We start from the raw sequence: 16,101 nt of genomic DNA on the forward strand, positions 1-16,101 counted from the left end.
TTTAACGTGTATTTCTTTCACGTGTTATAGCGGAAGATCCTGCTGGCAGGATCCAACGCCCCAGAGCAAAATAAAGTGATATATTTCCGTTGCTTATGCGCGCACTCCCCGCGCCGGCCGGGCCGGCCGGCGCGGCCCGGAGACAAACGGCCAGGGCCAGAACCCAGACTGTAAACGCTTTAGAGGGCATGTTGCGGCAATGCGGGAAGCGGCCGCCGGGAGGCCGGGCGCGTACCGTTATCCGGCACAGTCGCGCCTCCCGTGCTTCAATAGACAGGCAACATAATCAGGATTACCAGCTCAGAAGGGCGCACCGTACGGAGGTAAATCCGCCCGGCTCCAAGTGAGGCTGACCGCCGGGCTAGGTTTTGCGCCCGCCCGGCGGTCCAGAGGTTTGAGCTGGCGTCAGAAGTGGACCGAGCGCGCGCCTGCAGGTTTTTCCAGCGGCGGCGCAAATTTGGTCAGGTCGATCCCCTCCACGGCGGACTTGTATTCGTCCATGCTGGGGGTTCGGCCCAGGATCGCCGACAGGACGACGACCGGCGTCGAGGCCAGCAGGGACTCGCCCTTCTTGTCTGCGCTGTCCTCCACGACGCGGCCCTGGAACAGGCGCGTCGACGTGGCCAGAACCGTATCGCCCTTGGCAGCCTTCTCCTGGTTGCCCATGCAGAGGTTGCAGCCCGGACGCTCCAGATACAGGATGTTCTCGTATTCGGTGCGCGCCTTGCTTTTCGGCATCAGGTCATCGAACTCAAAGCCCGAGTAGCGCTGCAGGATTTCCCAGTCGCCCTCTTCTTTCAGCTCGTCGATGATGTTGTAGGTCGGCGCCGCCACAACCAGGGGTGCGTTGAACGCGACCTTGCCGGATTTCTTCTCCAGGTTCTTCAGCATCTGCGCGACGATTTTCATGTCGCCCTTGTGCACCATGCAGGAGCCGACAAAGCCCAGGTCGACCTTCTTGTCCCCGCCGTAATAGGACACGGGGCGGATGGTGTCGTGGGTGTAGCGCTTGGACACATCGGCGTTGTTGACGTCCGGGTCCGCGATCATCGGTTCGTCGATTGCGTCGAGATCAACAACAACTTCGGCGTAGTACTTGGCACTGTCATCCGGCGTCAGGGCGGGTTTTTCGCCGGACGTGATCTCGGCGATGCGCTTGTCCGCCTTGTCGATCAGCCCCTGCAGGGTGCCAGCCTCATTGTCCATGCCCTTGTCGATCATCACCTGGATGCGCGACTTTGCCAGTTCCAGCGAGCCCACCAAGGTTTCGTCGTTGGAAATACAGATCGAGGCCTTCGCCTTCATCTCCGCAGTCCAGTCGGTGAAGGTGAACGCCTGGTCGGCCAGCAGGGTACCGATGTGCACTTCGATCACGCGGCCCTGGAACACGTTGTCGCCGTGTTGTTGCAGCATCTGCGCCTGGGTGGCATGCACCACGTCGCGGAAGTCCATGTGGTCTTTCATGCGGCCCTTGAATGTCACCTTGACGGACTCGGGGATCGGCATGGTCGCCTCACCGGTTGCCAGCGCCAGCGCCACGGTGCCGGAGTCGGCGCCGAAGGCCACGCCCTTGGACATGCGGGTGTGGCTGTCGCCGCCGATGGTGATGTCCCAGTCATCCACAGTGATGTCGTTCAGCACCTTGTGGATCACGTCGGTCATGGAATGGTAGACGCCTTTCGGGTCCCGCGCAGTGATCAGGCCGAACTTGTTCATGAATTTCATGAGCTTGGGGATGTTGGCCTGCGCTTTCAGATCCCATACGGACGCGGTGTGGCAGCCGGATTGATAGGCGCCATCCACGGTCGGCGAGATGACGGTCGCGGCCATCGACTCCAGTTCCTGCGCGGTCATCAGGCCGGTGGTGTCCTGCGAGCCGACGATGTTGACCTTAACGCGGGCGTCAGACCCTGCGTGCAAGACAGTGTCCCCAGCCACGCCCACGGCGTTCCTGTTAAAGATCTTCTCTACCGCAGTCAGACCCTGGCCTTCATGCGAAACCACTTTGGACGGCGCAAAGACCGGTGCCGGCTCGACGCCCAGGGTCTCGGCAGCAAAGCTCTGCAGCTTCTTGCCGAACACGATGGCATAGGAGCCGCCGGCCTTCATGAATTCGACCTTCTGCGGGGTGAAGGCAGAGGAAACGTCCGCCAGCTCTTCGCCGGTCTCAGCGCTGCACAGCTTCTTGGTCTTGGTGTTGATCGAAAGCACGGTGCCCGTTTCGACAGAGTATTTCTGCTCCAGGATCGGGTTGCCGTCGTTGTTCAGGATCGGATTGCCGTCGGAATCCGTTTTCTTGACCCAGTTCTTCAGGTCGAGCCCGATGCCGCCGGTCACGCCAACGGTGGTCAGGAAAATTGGGGAGATGCCGTTGGTGCCTGCCACAACCGGCGCGATGTTCACGAACGGCACATAGGGGCTGGCCTGCTTGCCGGTCCACAGCGCGACGTTGTTGACGCCGGACATGCGGGAGGATCCCACGCCCATGGTGCCCTTTTCAGCAACCAGCATCACGCGCTTGCCCGGGTGCTGCAGCTTCAGCGCTTCGATTTCCTGCTGGGCCTTCTCGGAAATCAGGCACTTGCCGTGCAGTTCCCGGTCCGAGCGGCTGTGCGCCTGGTTGCCCGGCGACAGCAGGTCGGTGGAGATATCGCCCTCAGCAGCGACATAGGTGACGACTTCAATGTTTTCGTCGATGTCCGGCAGCTTGGTGAAAAACTCTGCCTTCGCATAGCTTTCCAGAATGTCCTTAGCGATGCCGTTCCCGGCTGCATACGCCTGCTTCAGACGGTCGGTATCCGCCTCGTACAGGAAGACCTGCGTCTTCAGCACGTCGGCCGCTTGCCCGGCCACCGCGGCGTCCTCGCCAAGCGCCAGGTCCAGCAGCACCTCAACCGACGGGCCGCCTTTCATGTGGGACAGCAGCTCAAATGCGAAAGCGGTGGAGATTTCCGGAACCTCGGCCTGACCCAGGATGATCTCTTTCAGAAACTTCGCCTTGACCCCTGCGGCGCTCGTGGTGCCGGGCAGGGTGTTGTAAATCAGATAGTTCAGGGAATCGTCGCGGTGCGCATTCCCGGTGTCCCTGATTTGCGCGATCAGCTCTTCAACCAGCGCGCCATCGTCGATGGGCTTGGGGTTCAAACCCTGCTCTTTGCGGGTTTCGATCTCATTCAGGTAGTCTGTGTAAAGGCTCATGGCTGTCCCGGCGAGTAAGCGTTAAAAGGAGCTAGCACCCTGGTTCCGGCAACCGCCGCCGCCACCCCGGATGCTATTTGTATGCCGCGGTATACGAAAAGATCCAGGTTTGCAATATGGCGGTGAGTGTCAAGTTGCCCCAGGTGCCCTGCCCCGGCGCAGCGCAGCGGGCCCGCGGCCTCGTATCCGGCAGCGGATTGCCAGAGTGAAGCATTTTTTCAAACGTGACGAATCCCCGCAGCGGCCCTGACCGGTCAGAGGCTCAGGGCAGCGGTGCCGGATCAAAGCTGCTCGCCAGCAGCTCCTGCACAACCGGGTTGGGAAACCGGCGGCGCAGGGTGATGGCGTAAAATGTTTCTCTGATCTTCGGATGCTCCTTGGCTTCCACCAGCCGGCCGGACGTCAATTCATCCTGCACCACAATCGGCGCCACCAGGGCCAAGCCGATGTTTTCCCGCGCCAGCAGACGCATCATCGCCATATCATCCACCTCTGCCGCAACCTGCGGACGCACCGACAGCCGGCTGGCCATGGCGTCGAAAGCCGTGCGCAGGGCATTGTCAGTAGTGGGCAGAATGAACGGGTGCGCAGCAAGCAGCTCGCGGATCGGGCATTCCGGATCGAACCGCTCCGGAGAGCCGACAATGCTGACGGCCTGTTCAGCAATCTGATGGGTTTCATAGGGCGCCAGACTGTCGTCCGGAGGCTCCCGGTTCATCAGCACCAGATCCAGATTGAGCGTCCCGAGCCCCTCCAGCAGTTCGGTAGGGCTTCCGGACCGCAGGATCACCTCAACGTCCGTGCGCGCAAGAATCGGGCGCAGAAAACCGATCTGGAAATTGCGTGACAAAGTGGCAAGCGCGCCAACGCGCAAGGCCTGACGGGTGCGGCCTGCCTCTTGCAATGTGGCGACAAGCTCCTGCCCGGCAGCAAAAATCGCGTCTGCGTGGTCCAAGGCGATCCGGCCTGCTTCGGTGAGGTGCAACTGCCGGCCACGGCGTTCGAACAGCGCATGGCCAAGATGCTCTTCCAGCTGCTTGATCTGAACGGACAGGGCAGATTGCGACAGGTTCAGCTGCTGCGCGGTCCGGGTCAGATTCCCGTCGTGTGCAACGGCCCAGAAATAGCGCAAATGATGATAGTTCAGCGGCATACCGTTCTAATTATTAGAACTATACCTATCAAACAATGAATTTTTTTAAACATGAAGCCTGCCCTATCTCGGTTTGCAGAGCGATTCCACCTGCTGAGACCGAGGAATTTGAACCATGAGCTACCTGTTACTGCCTTTTCTAAGCCCGCTCATCCTGCTGGCGACAGCAGTCTATGCGCGCCAGCACCCGGGCCGCCGCCCGGGCCTGCTGCCCGAGCTGGCGGAATGGGCAACGCTTGCCGCCTTTGCCATCTCAGCAGCTGCAGCGGGACTGCTTATTCTTGAAGGCCCAGGGACCTCCGCGCCAATTGGCCTGTGGGGGGCCGGGCTTTCGGTACGGCTGGACGCGGTCAGCGCCACGATGCTGGTGCTGGTAAGCTTCATCGGCTGGATCGTCATGCGCTACGCGGCCACCTACATGGACGGCGAAGCGCGCCAGGGGGCGTTTACCGGCTGGATGTCCGCCACCCTGGCCGCGGTCCTGCTGCTGGTGATGTCGGGCAACCTCATCCAGCTGCTGGCAGCCTGGGTGGCAACCAGCCTGCTGCTGAACCGCCTGCTCCTGTTCTACCCGGAGCGCACAACCGCCCGCCGCGCCGCGCGCAAAAAAGCTTATGTTGCCCGGGCAAGCGAAATTGCGCTGGCAGGCGCAGTGCTGCTGCTGGTGCTGACCTACGGCACATCTGACATCTCCACGATCCTGGCCGCCGCGCAGCCCGGTCCGGCAACCGCCGCCGCAGTACTGCTGATCGCCCTGGCGGCAGTGCTGGCCTCAGCGCAGTTTCCGGTCCACGGCTGGCTGACCGAAGTCATGGAGGCCCCGACCCCGGTTTCGGCCCTGCTGCATGCGGGTGTCATCAATGCCGGCGGCTTCCTGCTGATCCGCTTCGCCGATGTAATGCTGGCCGCGCCGGGCGTGATGGCGCTGCTGGTGATGCTGGGCGGGTTCACGGCTCTGTTTGGCGGGCTGGTGATGCTGACCCAGGCCGCGGTCAAGACCTCTCTGGCCTGGTCCACCATTGCGCAGATGGGCTTCATGGTCATGCAATGCGGCCTGGCGCTGTTCCCGCTGGCCCTGCTGCATATCGTGGCGCATTCGCTGTACAAGGCGCACGCCTTTCTCAGCGCGGGCGAGGCGGTCCGCAATGTCGCGGCCATCCGCCGCCCCGGCCCCGTCGCGGTGCCAAGCGCCCGCAACGTGCTGCAGGCCTTTGCTATCGGCATTGTGATGTACGGACTGATCGGCGCTGTCTTCGGCTTTGACGGCAAGTCGGTTCAGGCCATCGCCCTGGGCGTGATCCTGATCTTCGGCGTCGCCTACATTCTGGCTCAGGGCTTTGCCGATGCGGCCCCCGGGGCGCTGACCCGCAGGACCGTGATCTATGCCTCCGCAACCTCGGTGAGCTACTTCCTGCTGCAATCGGTGGCTCAGTACATGACCGCCGGCACGCTGCCGCCGGCCCCCGCCCCGGGCCCGCTGGAATGGGCGCTGATCGTGCTGGCGCTGATCAGCTTTGGCGCGGTTGCCGTGGCTCAGGCCACCTTCCCGCTCTGGGCCACGCACCCGGCCGCCGCAGGCATGCGCGTGCATCTGTCCAGCGGGCTTTACGCAAATGCGATCTTCGACAGGCTGCTGGACGGCTGGTCGAACCGCAAAACCGCCTGAAACGGAGCGAGACATGTTTACCAAGCACGAAACCTACCCTGCTGCTCTGCTGGAATTTGTTGCCGAGGCAAACAAGGCGGTGAAAGCGATCCCGCCGCTGTTCCCGCTCTCCTCCAGCGTTGCGGTCAATCCCTTCCTCGGCCAGACCGGTGAACCCCTGGCAGTGGCGGCGGCGCGCATGGCGCGGGTCGCCGGCACCCGGATCACACCGGAGCGCGCGCATTGGGCGGCCAAATTCGACGCCGAGGAGATCGGCGTGGAGGACCTGCGCGATGCGCTTGCCAGTGCCGAAACCCGCTTTGGCCAGCCCGATCTGGAAGAGGTCAAGGCAGCTCTCCGGACCGCAAGCGCTCCGCTGAGCGCCCTGCCGACAGTGGCAGAGCTGGCGGCAGATGTGTCTGGCATCGACTGGCCCGGGCTGATCGAGGAGCGGATCGGCGCCTGGGCGTCCAGCCATTTCGATCAGGGACAGGCCCTGTGGCAGCCCAACCGCACCGGCGGCGCGTTCAGCGCCTGGCGCGAATTCGCCTCCCGCGATCTGACCCCGGAAATCCACGGCCTCAAGGGCTTTGGCGCCTTTGTTGCCGCCACCAACCGGTCCCACTGGCGGGCAATCGGGCGCGCCTCCGAAACTCTCGGCGTGTCGGCCGAGGCCGCTGAGACCGCCTACCACAGGTGGCTGATCACACTGGGCGGCTGGGCGCAGTATGCCCGCTATCTGCTGTGGCAGGCGGAACTGGACGGCCAGGCGGACAACACCGCGGCTGAGCTGCTGGCCATCCGGATGGTCTTCGACGAGGCGCTGTTCCATCTCTACAAGGACGAAATTGCCAGCCGGTGGTCGGAGGTTGCCGCACAACACGAAATGCCTGTCACCCCCAGCCAGGATCTGGTCATCGATGCGGTGCTTCAGGACGCCGCCGAGCGGGCGCAGCAACGCAAGCTTTCCGGCGTCCTGACCTCCCGCCAGCCGCGTCTGACAACGGGGCGCCCTGCCGTGCAGGCCGCCTTCTGCATCGACGTGCGGTCCGAAGTGTTCCGCCGGATGCTGGAAGCGCAGGATGCCGGTATCGAGACCATCGGTTTCGCGGGCTTCTTCGGCCTCGCCAGCGCACACCAGACCGCCGGTTCGGACGTGATCGAGACCCGCGGCCCGGTCCTGCTGCAGGCCGGAGTGGCCTCCAAGGCCGCCGAACCGGACACCGCCGATCAGACCCGGCGCTACGCGGCGCGGGCCAAACGCGCCTGGGGGCGCTTCAAGCTGGCGGCGGTCTCATCCTTTGCCTTTGTCGAGGCGACCGGCCCGCTTTACGTCAGCAAGCTGCTGCGGGACTCGCTTGGCCGCCCGGCTGGCGCCAAGCCGGACCCCGCGCCGCAGCTTGACCCGGAAATCGGCCTGAAGACCCGTATCGGCATGGCGAAATCCGTGCTGTCCGCGATGTCGCTAACGCAGAATTTCGCCCGGATCGTGATGCTGACGGGGCACGGCGCCGACGTCACCAACAACCCGCATGAAAGCGCCCTGCAGTGCGGTGCCTGCGGCGGCCATGCCGGCGATGTGAATGCGCGCCTGCTGGCCGGGCTGCTGAATGACGCCCAGGTGCGCAAGGGGCTGCAGGACGAAGGCATCAGCATTCCCGCCGATACGCTGTTCCTTCCGGCCCTGCACCATACCACCACCGATGCGGTCACGCTGTATGATCAGGATCTGCCCGGCCAGGACTGGAAGGCGGATGTGGCCCGGCTGAAGCGCTGGCTGGACGGCGCCGGGCGGCTGGCCCGCTCCGAACGCGCCGCCAGGCTGCCCCGCGCCAAGGGGGAGGAGGACATTGCCCGCCGGGCCAGCGACTGGGCCGAGCTGCGCCCCGAATGGGGCCTGGCCGGATGCCAGGCGCTTATCGCCGCCCCGCGCCAGCGGACAGAGGGCGCGGACCTGTCCGGCAACACCTTCCTGCACAACTACGACTGTCGGGCCGACGAGGGCTTTGGCGTGCTGGAGCTGATCATGACCGCCCCGGTGCAGGTCGCCAGCTGGATCAGCCTGCAGTACTACGGCTCCACCGTGGCACCGGAGCTGTTCGGCGGCGGCAACAAGCTGCTCCACAATGTTGCGGGCGGCATCGGTGTGCTGGAAGGCAACGGCGGATCGCTGCGCCCCGGTCTGCCCTGGCAGTCCGTGCATGACGGTGAGGGTTTCCAGCATGATCCGCTGCGCCTGTCCGTCATCATCGAAGCCCCGCGGGAGGCGATGACCGATATACTGAAGCGCCATTCCGGTGTCCGGGAGCTGTTCGACAACCGCTGGCTGTCCCTGATTGCGATGGACAGCGAAGGCAAGCTGGCCTGGCGGTACGACGGCGGCCTTGAATGGTCGCCGTTCGAGCCTGAAGAACAAGGCGGCCGCGCAATCGCTGCGGAGTGACCACAGCGGGCGACACGCCACTGGCATGCAACAAAACCCGGCAGGCACGCTTGCCGGGTTTCACACGTGATGGGACAGCCCCTGCTGCGCGCAGTTATGGCGTTAAAAGGCTGATGCAGGGCTTATGACGCGTCAGGCGGCGCAGCCAGAGACTGCCGTGTCACGACGTGCGTGCTGATGCAGACCGGCTGCCCTGCCGATGTGCCTTCGACCATCGCCACCAGCTCCCGCGCGGCCTTGCGGCCCATCTCGCGGTGCGGAACATGTACCGTGGTCAGCGCCGGGCTGACAATTCCGGCCAGCTCAATGTCGTCGAAGCCGGTGACGGAGACTTGCTCAGGCACCGCGATGCCCATCCCTTTAGCCTCGCGCAAGGCGCCCGCTGCGAGCACGTCATTGCCGCACATCACCACGGTCGGGCGCGGATCCAGCGCCATCAGCTGGCGGAACGCCTCTGCCCCTTTGTCGATTTCATACGGGGTTTCGATCAGAGTAAGCGCACTCTCCCCCAAGCCGGCCGACTGCAACGCCTGCCTGACACCCAGCACCCGGCTCAGCGCCCGGTCGTTACCCTCCGTCACGCCTGAAATCATTGCAATCCGGCGGTGGCCCGCCGCGAGGACGCTGTCCGCCAGCGCGCGCATGGCGCTGGCATTGCTGAACCCGACGGAGGGCCGCATCGCCTCCGGCGTATAGGACCAGGCGACCAGAGACGGGACCTGATGGCGGTCAAGATACTCATAAATCTGCGGGTCGCGTTCATGCCCGATCAGCAGCAGCCCGTCGGCGCCGCGCGCCACCAGGGTGCGGATCTGCTCGCGTTCGGCCTCCGGATCATAGGCCGAGCTGGACACCAGCAGCGTATAGCCGCGCTCCCGCAGCTCATCCTGAAAGGCCTGCAGCCCGCGGGCAAAGATCGCATTGTCCATGGTTGGAATGATCGCCCCGATGGTGAAGCTGCGCTTGGCCGCCATCACCCGGGCCGCGAAATTCGGGGTATAGCCCAGTGATTCGACCGCCTGCATGACCCGCTGGCGGGTCGCCTCGATCACCCGTTCCGGTGAATTCAGGCAGCGCGAAACCGTCGCGGTCGAAACCCCGGCCTCCCGTGCAACATCGTTAAGTGTCGGAGCTGAGCGGGTTTTTCCCATGTCACGCCTGTCGTTCCATCGCCCCTGTCTTAGCACAAAATCCAGCAGTTGCCATCCATCAATGTAAGCGCTTGCATTATTGATGTAAGCGCTTACAAATGGTGTTGGGATCAAAAAACGGGATCTAACGATGTTTCTCTTCGCTGCCGTTGCCGTCTTTGCCGTGTTCTTTGCCAATGTTGCCCTGGGCGCATTCGGCGGCGGCGGCTTTCTGAGCGATGTGGGAGAGATGCTGGTTCTGTTTGCGGCGTCGGTCCTGTTCGTGGCCGCGATCCTCAAGCGGGAGGCTGACCACAAGAAAAAGAGCGGCAGCTGAAAGATTTCCAAGGGAGGAAGACGATGACGACTGATAAGGATGGCCTCAAATCTGCTGAGCGCCGCAATTTTCTGAAACTGGCCTCGACCGGCTCCTTCACCGCGGCGCTGGTGGCGGGTGCAGGCGGTGTCCTGTGGTCGTCGGAGGCCGCCGCGCAGACCGCCAAGGAGGAGAAAGAGCGCGAGCGTGCGGCGGAGCATATCATGACCGTTGCCACCGCCTACGTGCTGGGCGCGTCGCGCAGCTATCCGATCATGCAGCTGGACTTGAAGGAAAACATCCAGAACGCCACCAACGGCAAGATCTACGTCAAGCTGGCCCCCGGCGGCCAGCTGGGTGCGGGTGGCGCGCTGGTGCAGAAAGTTCAAGGCGGGACCATTCAGGCGGCGCAGCATTCGCTATCGAATTTTGCGCCCTTCGCCTCCACCGTTGATCTGATCAACATGCCCTACCTCTGCGGCTCCAACCAGCGTTTCACCAATCTGGTGACCTCTGACTTCTGGAAGGCCGAGGTCCACCCCAAGGTCGAGGCTGCCGGTTTCAAGGCGCTGTTTTATGTGAACATCGACCCCCGTGTTGTGGCCGTGCGCAAGGGCGGCAACGCGGTAATGGCGCCGGGCGATATGGCGGGTGTGAAATTCCGGGTACCGGGATCGAAAATGCTGCAGCAGTATTACCGCATGGTCGGCGCCAACCCGACGCCGGTCGCCTGGGGCGAGACTCCCTCGGCGATCAAGCAGGGTGTGGCAGATGCGCTCGACCCGTCGGTCGGGGCGCTGTATGTCTTTGGTTTCAAAGACATCCTCAGCCATGTGACCTTTACCCAGGCGGTGCCGGACAGCCAGGTCTATTCCTGCAACCTGGAGTGGTTCAACGCGCTGCCCGCCGATGTGCAGGACGGCGTGATGTGGGGCTCGGAAATGACCGCCCATCAGAACCTGTCCAAGGTGCCCTCCGCCCGCGCCTATGCAATGGCGGAACTGACCAAGGCAGGCGTCGAATTCCACTCGCTGAGCGATGACCAGCTGGCAGAGTGGAAAGACGCCGGCGGCTACCAGCGCAGCGAATGGGATTCCTTCAAGACTGAGCTGGCCGGGTCGATGGACAATTTCGCCAAGCTGGAGGAGGCCGCAGGCACCCAAGGCAAATACTTCGTCCACGACGCCTGACCGCCGCAGGGGCGCGCGCCGGGCACCGGCCGCCGCCCGCTACCGAAACCGCCGCTTCTGCAGCAGCCCGCCGGGCTGGCTGCGGGGGTGTGCCTGAACACCGGGAACAGCGATGGAAATCCTGCGAACGATAGACAAGAACGCGGAGCGCTGGCTGCTGTTGACCTTCTACGTGATGCTGGTCATCACCATGGCGATCGAGGTGATCCGGCGGGAGCTGTTTGCTTTCTCCTCGATCTGGGGCGAGGAGATCGTCCGCTATTCCTTCATCTACCTGGCCTGGATCGGCGCCGCAGCTGCGGTCAAGGAACGCGCGCATATCCGCATTGATGTGCTGATGCACTACCTCGGCCCCCGGCCCAAGGCGCTGCTCTACATCTTCGGCGACCTGGTGATGTTCATCGTCGCGCTGGTGGCGCTTTACTGGTCGTTCGAGACGGTGCTGGTCTCCGCCAAGTTCGGATCGGTCAGCCACGGGCTGCGGATTTCGATGGTCTGGTTCCTGATGGCGGTGCCTGCGGGCTTTGCCCTGATGATCTGGCGCCTGCTGCAATCCTTCCTGCGCGATTACCGCAGCCTTCGCGACGGCACGCCCGTCTTTGAAGGCGACAAGCTGTTTGATTGAGGGGCCCTAAGCGATGCTGTGGAATTCACTCAACCAAACAGTCGAGCTGGGCTGGGACTTCTACCTGCCAGTGATCATGTTCGTGGCGCTGATCGCGCTGGCGGTTCCGGTCTGGGCCGCCATCGGCGCAGCAGCCATCACCATGCTGGTGATGTCGGGCGATCTGCCGCTCAGCGCCATCGGCGAGAGCCTGTTCACCGGTATCGACGCCTTTGCGCTGACCGCGGTGCCGCTTTTCATCCTGACCGGCGACGTGCTGGTGCGCACCGGGCTCAGCAAGAAATTCCTGGATGTGGCCGAAGCACTGACGTGCTGGACGCGCGGCGGCTTCGGGTCTGCCACGGTGCTGGTCTGCGGCATGTTCGCGGCAATCTCCGGCTCTGACGCCGCCGGTGCCGCCGCTGTGGGCCGGATGACCATCAACCGGCTGGTCGAAAGCGGCTATCCGCGCCCCTATGCCTGCGCCCTGGTGGCCGCGGGTGCCTGCACCGGCATCCTGATCCCGCCCTCCATCGCCTATATCATCATCGGTCTGGTGCTGGGCATCTCCGCCTCCACCCTCTTTCTGGCGGCGCTGATCCCGGGCCTTGCGATCCTGGTGTCGATCCTGATCACCAATATCATCATGAACCGCCTTTATACCTATGAGACCGGCGGCAACATGGGTCTGGGCGAATGGCTGGGCAACCTGGGCCACGCGTTGAAATCCGGCTGGTATGCCTTCATCGTGCCGGGCATCATCTTCTACGGTATTTTCTCCGGCCGCCTGACCCCGACCGAAGCCGGCGCCACTGCCGTGGTCGTCACCATCCTGATGGGCTTCTTGCTCGGCACGCTGAAACTGTCGGATTTCCCGGCGATGCTTGTCAGTTCTGCCAAGGTGAACGGGGTGATCCTGCCGATCATCGCCTTCTCCGCCCCGCTGGCAGAGGCGCTGGCCATCATGGGTGTGCCGCAGGGGTTTGTGACCGCGGTGACCGGGCTGACCGATGATCCGGCGATGCTGATCCTGTTGATGATCTGCATCCTGATCGCCGCGGGCTGCGTGATGGAAACGACGCCCAACATCGTGATCCTGGCGCCGATCCTGAAGCCGCTCGCCGACAACATCGGCATGAACGAAATCCAGTTCTGCATCATGATGATCACCGCTTTGGGCGTGGGCTTCATCACCCCGCCGCTGGGCCTGAACCTGTTCGTCGTCTCCGGCATCACCGGTGAATCCATTCTCAAGATCGCCGCCCGCGCCGTGCCCTTCGTGCTGACCATGCTGATCGTGGTGCTGCTGATCGCCTATTTCCCGCCGATCTCGACCACGCTGCTTCCTGATATCTACAAGTAGGACCCCCTGAAAATGACCCGAGAATACCTGAAAAAGGCTGCGCTGACCCCCAAGTCGGATGCCTCTGAGACCCACAAGATCGTGCAGGGCATCCTGGACGACATCGAGGCCGGCGGCGATGCCAAGGCACTGGAATATGCCTCCAAGTTCGACCGTTACGAAGGCAACGTGCTGCTGACGGCGGAGGAGATCGAAGCCGCCTGCGCCCTGGTGCCGGAGAAGCTCAAGGCCGATATCCGGTTTTCCCATGACAACGTGCGCCGCTTTGCCGAGTTGCAAAAGAGCACGATGCAGAACGTGGAAACCGAAATCTCCCCCGGCTTCATCACCGGGCAGAAGGTAATCCCCGTGGATGCGGCGGGCTGCTACGTGCCCGGCGGGCGCTACAGCCATATCGCCAGCGCCATCATGACCGTGACCACCGCCAAGGTGGCAGGCTGCAAACACATCACCGCCTGCTCACCGCCGCGCCCGGATACCGGCGTGGCCCCTGCCATCGTCTATGCCGCCCATATCTGCGGCGCTGACAAGATCATGGCGATGGGCGGCGTGCAGGGGGTTGCGGCGATGACCTTTGGCCTGTTTGGCCTGCCCAAGGCGAATATCCTGGTCGGCCCCGGCAACCAGTTCGTGGCCGAGGCCAAGCGGATCCTGTTCGGCCGCGTCGGCATCGACATGATCGCAGGCCCCACCGACAGCCTGATCCTGGCCGACAGCACCGCGGATGCCCATATCGTCGCCACCGATCTGGTGAGCCAGGCAGAACATGGCTACAACTCGCCGGTCTGGCTGGTGACCGACAACCGCACCCTGGCCGAGGACGTGATGCGGCGGGTGCCGGACTACATCAACGACCTGCCCGAGGTGAACCGCGAGAACGCCACCGCCGCCTGGCGCGACTATGCCGAGGTGATCCTCTGCGCGGACCGCGAGGACATGGCGGCCTGTTCCGACGAATACGCGCCCGAGCATCTGACCGTGCAGGCAGGGGATCTGGACTGGTGGCTGGAGCGGCTCACCTGCTACGGCTCGCTGTTCCTGGGCGAGGAGACCACGGTCTCCTATGGCGACAAGGCGGCTGGCACCAACCACGTGCTGCCGACCTCGCGCGCGGCCAGCTATACCGGCGGGCTCAGTGTCCACAAGTACATGAAAATCGTCACTTGGCAGCGCGCCACCCGTGAAGGCTCGAAACCGGTGGCGGAGGCCACGGCCCGCATTGCCCGGCTGGAGGGGATGGAGGGCCACGCCCGCGCTGCCGACGTGCGGCTGGCCAAGTACTTCCCGGACGAAACCTTTGACCTGACCGCCAATGGCTGACCCGCGCAACCTGTTCGATCTGACAGGCCGGACCGCCTGCATTACCGGCGCCAGTTCTGGCCTGGGGCGGCGGGCGGCCATCGCGCTGGCCGCTGCCGGGGCGCAGGTGGTGGCGGTGGCCCGCCGGGCGGAGGCCTTGGAAAGCCTCTGTGCAGAGATCGGGCCAAGCGCGGCTTACGTGGTCGCGGATGTGGCGGACCGCAGCGCGCTGGATGCGCTGCGGGACACTGTTACGGCTCCCTTCGGGGCGCCGGACATCCTGATCCACGCGGCCGGCGTCAACACCCGGCAACCCGCCGATGAGGTCACCGCCGAGGGCTGGGACCAGACCCTGGCGCTGAACCTCTCGGCGCCCTTCTTCCTCAGCCAGGCACTGGCGTCGGCGATGAGGGAGCGGGGCTGGGGGCGGATTGTCAATTTCGCCTCCCTCCAGACAACCCGCGCTTTTCCCGGCGGCATTGCCTATGGCGCCAGCAAGGGCGGCATAGGCCAGCTGACCCGCGCCATGGCAGAGGCCTGGTCGCCCTTTGGCATCACCGCCAATGCCATCGGACCGGGCTTCTTCCCGACCGAGCTGACCCAGGCGGTGTTCGGGGATGAGGCCCGCGCCGCCCGCAATGCCGCGCAGACCTGCATCGGCCGCAACGGCCGGCTGGAGGATATCGACGGGCCGCTTCTTTTCCTGTGCTCCGAGGCTTCGGCCTATGTCACCGGGCAAATCCTGATGGTTGATGGAGGGTTCACGGCGAAATGAAAGCCTTGGTTTATGAAGGGGTTGAGACGCTGGCGTTCCGCGACGTGCCGATGGCGGCGGGCCGCGACGGCGAGCATCTGATCCGTATCCAGGCCTCCGGTATCTGCGGCTCGGACATGCACGCCTACCTGGGCCACGACAGCCGCCGGCCCGCGCCGCTGATCCTGGGGCACGAGGCCGCGGGGGTGATTGAGGACGGACCGCAGGCGGGCCGCCGGGTCACCATCAACCCGCTGGTCACCTGCGGCAGCTGCGCGGCCTGCGCATCGGGGCGCGAAAACCTCTGCGCCAGCCGCCAGATCATCTCCATGCCCCCGCGCGAGGGCGCCTTTGCCCAGTTCGTGGCAATGCCGGAGCGCAACCTTGTGACCGTGCCGGATGATGTGCCGCTGGCAAAGGCCGCGCTGGCCGAGCCGCTGGCGGTGAGCTGGCACGCCGCCCGTCTGGCACTGGAGGCGCTGCATCCGGACACCGAACGCCGCGCGCTGGTGATCGGCGGCGGCGCCATCGGCCTGGCGGCCGCGCTGGCGCTGCGCGCGATGGGGGTGGAGGACGTCACGATCCAGGAACCCAACACCGCGCGCCGGGCCTTTCTGGCAGACCACTGCGGCCAGAAAGCCGTTCCCGAGTTCCAGGGCATGGTACCGCTGGTGGTCGATGCCGTGGGCTATGCCGCCACCCGTGCAGCCGCCTCCGCGGCCGCTGCGCCCGGCGGTGTGATTTCCCATGTCGGCCTCGGCGAAGACACCGGCGGTTTGGATATCCGCCGCATGACCCTGCAGGAGATCACCTTCATCGGCACCTACACCTATACCGCGCAGGACTTCCGCGACACCGCGCAGGCCATTTTTGACGGCCGCCTCGGCCCGCTGGACTGGCCCGAAACACGGCCGCTGTCGGACGGCGCCGCCGCCTTCCGCGACCTGCGCAGCGGCGCGGTGGCGGCGCCCAAGATCATCCTCGACCCCTGGGCCTGAGCCCGCGC

12 protein-coding genes are annotated in these 16,101 nt (G+C 64.3%); 9 read left to right on the top strand and 3 right to left on the bottom strand.

The features are described from left to right. Positions 1-405 precede the first annotated feature (405 nt). Positions 406-3,198 (bottom strand): bifunctional aconitate hydratase 2/2-methylisocitrate dehydratase, encoded by a 2,793-nt coding sequence (locus tag AC5STI_RS21225; protein ID WP_495448241.1) that lies wholly within the window; start codon positions 3,196-3,198, stop codon positions 406-408. A gap of 262 nt (positions 3,199-3,460) precedes the next feature. Further along, the gene (locus AC5STI_RS21230; RefSeq protein ID WP_495448242.1) at positions 3,461-4,351 is read right to left on the bottom strand and encodes a LysR family transcriptional regulator; all 891 of its coding nucleotides are present in this window, start codon (positions 4,349-4,351) and stop codon (positions 3,461-3,463) included. Between the two features lie 115 nt (positions 4,352-4,466). Between AC5STI_RS21230 and AC5STI_RS21235 the strand changes: the two genes are divergently transcribed. After that, entirely contained in the window at positions 4,467-6,017 is a 1,551-nt protein-coding gene (locus AC5STI_RS21235; RefSeq protein WP_495448243.1) for a proton-conducting transporter transmembrane domain-containing protein, read from the top strand. Between the two features lie 13 nt (positions 6,018-6,030). After that, positions 6,031-8,439: a YbcC family protein gene (locus AC5STI_RS21240; RefSeq protein ID WP_495448244.1), complete on the top strand. Its 2,409-nt coding sequence runs from the start codon at positions 6,031-6,033 to the stop codon at positions 8,437-8,439. 122 nt (positions 8,440-8,561) lie between these two features. On the opposite strand, the gene AC5STI_RS21245 is transcribed toward AC5STI_RS21240, so the two are convergent. Beyond that, positions 8,562-9,590: a LacI family DNA-binding transcriptional regulator gene (locus AC5STI_RS21245; RefSeq protein ID WP_495448245.1), complete on the bottom strand. Its 1,029-nt coding sequence runs from the start codon at positions 9,588-9,590 to the stop codon at positions 8,562-8,564. A 130-nt stretch (positions 9,591-9,720) separates the two neighbouring features. Here AC5STI_RS21245 and AC5STI_RS21250 point away from each other — a divergent pair, with 130 nt between their 5' ends. The 7 genes from AC5STI_RS21250 to AC5STI_RS21280 all read left to right on the top strand — a co-directional run bounded on the left by AC5STI_RS21250 (position 9,721) and on the right by AC5STI_RS21280 (position 16,093). Then, on the top strand, positions 9,721-9,906 hold the full coding sequence (locus AC5STI_RS21250; RefSeq protein ID WP_475053329.1) for a hypothetical protein: 186 nt from the start codon (positions 9,721-9,723) through the stop codon (positions 9,904-9,906). Between the two features lie 23 nt (positions 9,907-9,929). After that, complete coding sequence (locus tag AC5STI_RS21255) at positions 9,930-11,075, top strand: TRAP transporter substrate-binding protein (protein ID WP_475053331.1); 1,146 nt, start codon at positions 9,930-9,932, stop codon at positions 11,073-11,075. Between the two features lie 112 nt (positions 11,076-11,187). Beyond that, complete coding sequence (locus AC5STI_RS21260; RefSeq protein WP_475053333.1) at positions 11,188-11,700, top strand: TRAP transporter small permease; 513 nt, start codon at positions 11,188-11,190, stop codon at positions 11,698-11,700. A 13-nt stretch (positions 11,701-11,713) separates the two neighbouring features. Next, on the top strand, positions 11,714-13,042 hold the full coding sequence (locus AC5STI_RS21265) for a TRAP transporter large permease (RefSeq protein ID WP_495448246.1): 1,329 nt from the start codon (positions 11,714-11,716) through the stop codon (positions 13,040-13,042). A 12-nt stretch (positions 13,043-13,054) separates the two neighbouring features. Further along, on the top strand, positions 13,055-14,362 hold the full coding sequence (gene hisD, locus AC5STI_RS21270; RefSeq protein WP_495448247.1) for a histidinol dehydrogenase: 1,308 nt from the start codon (positions 13,055-13,057) through the stop codon (positions 14,360-14,362). Next, the gene (locus tag AC5STI_RS21275) at positions 14,355-15,116 is read left to right on the top strand and encodes an SDR family NAD(P)-dependent oxidoreductase (protein ID WP_495448248.1); all 762 of its coding nucleotides are present in this window, start codon (positions 14,355-14,357) and stop codon (positions 15,114-15,116) included. The genes hisD and AC5STI_RS21275 overlap by 8 nt, the downstream gene beginning before the upstream one ends. Next, on the top strand, positions 15,113-16,093 hold the full coding sequence (locus AC5STI_RS21280) for an alcohol dehydrogenase catalytic domain-containing protein (RefSeq protein WP_495448249.1): 981 nt from the start codon (positions 15,113-15,115) through the stop codon (positions 16,091-16,093). The genes AC5STI_RS21275 and AC5STI_RS21280 overlap by 4 nt, the downstream gene beginning before the upstream one ends. Positions 16,094-16,101 lie beyond the last annotated feature (8 nt).

The organism is Leisingera sp. CC-HEC096 (assembly GCF_059429235.1).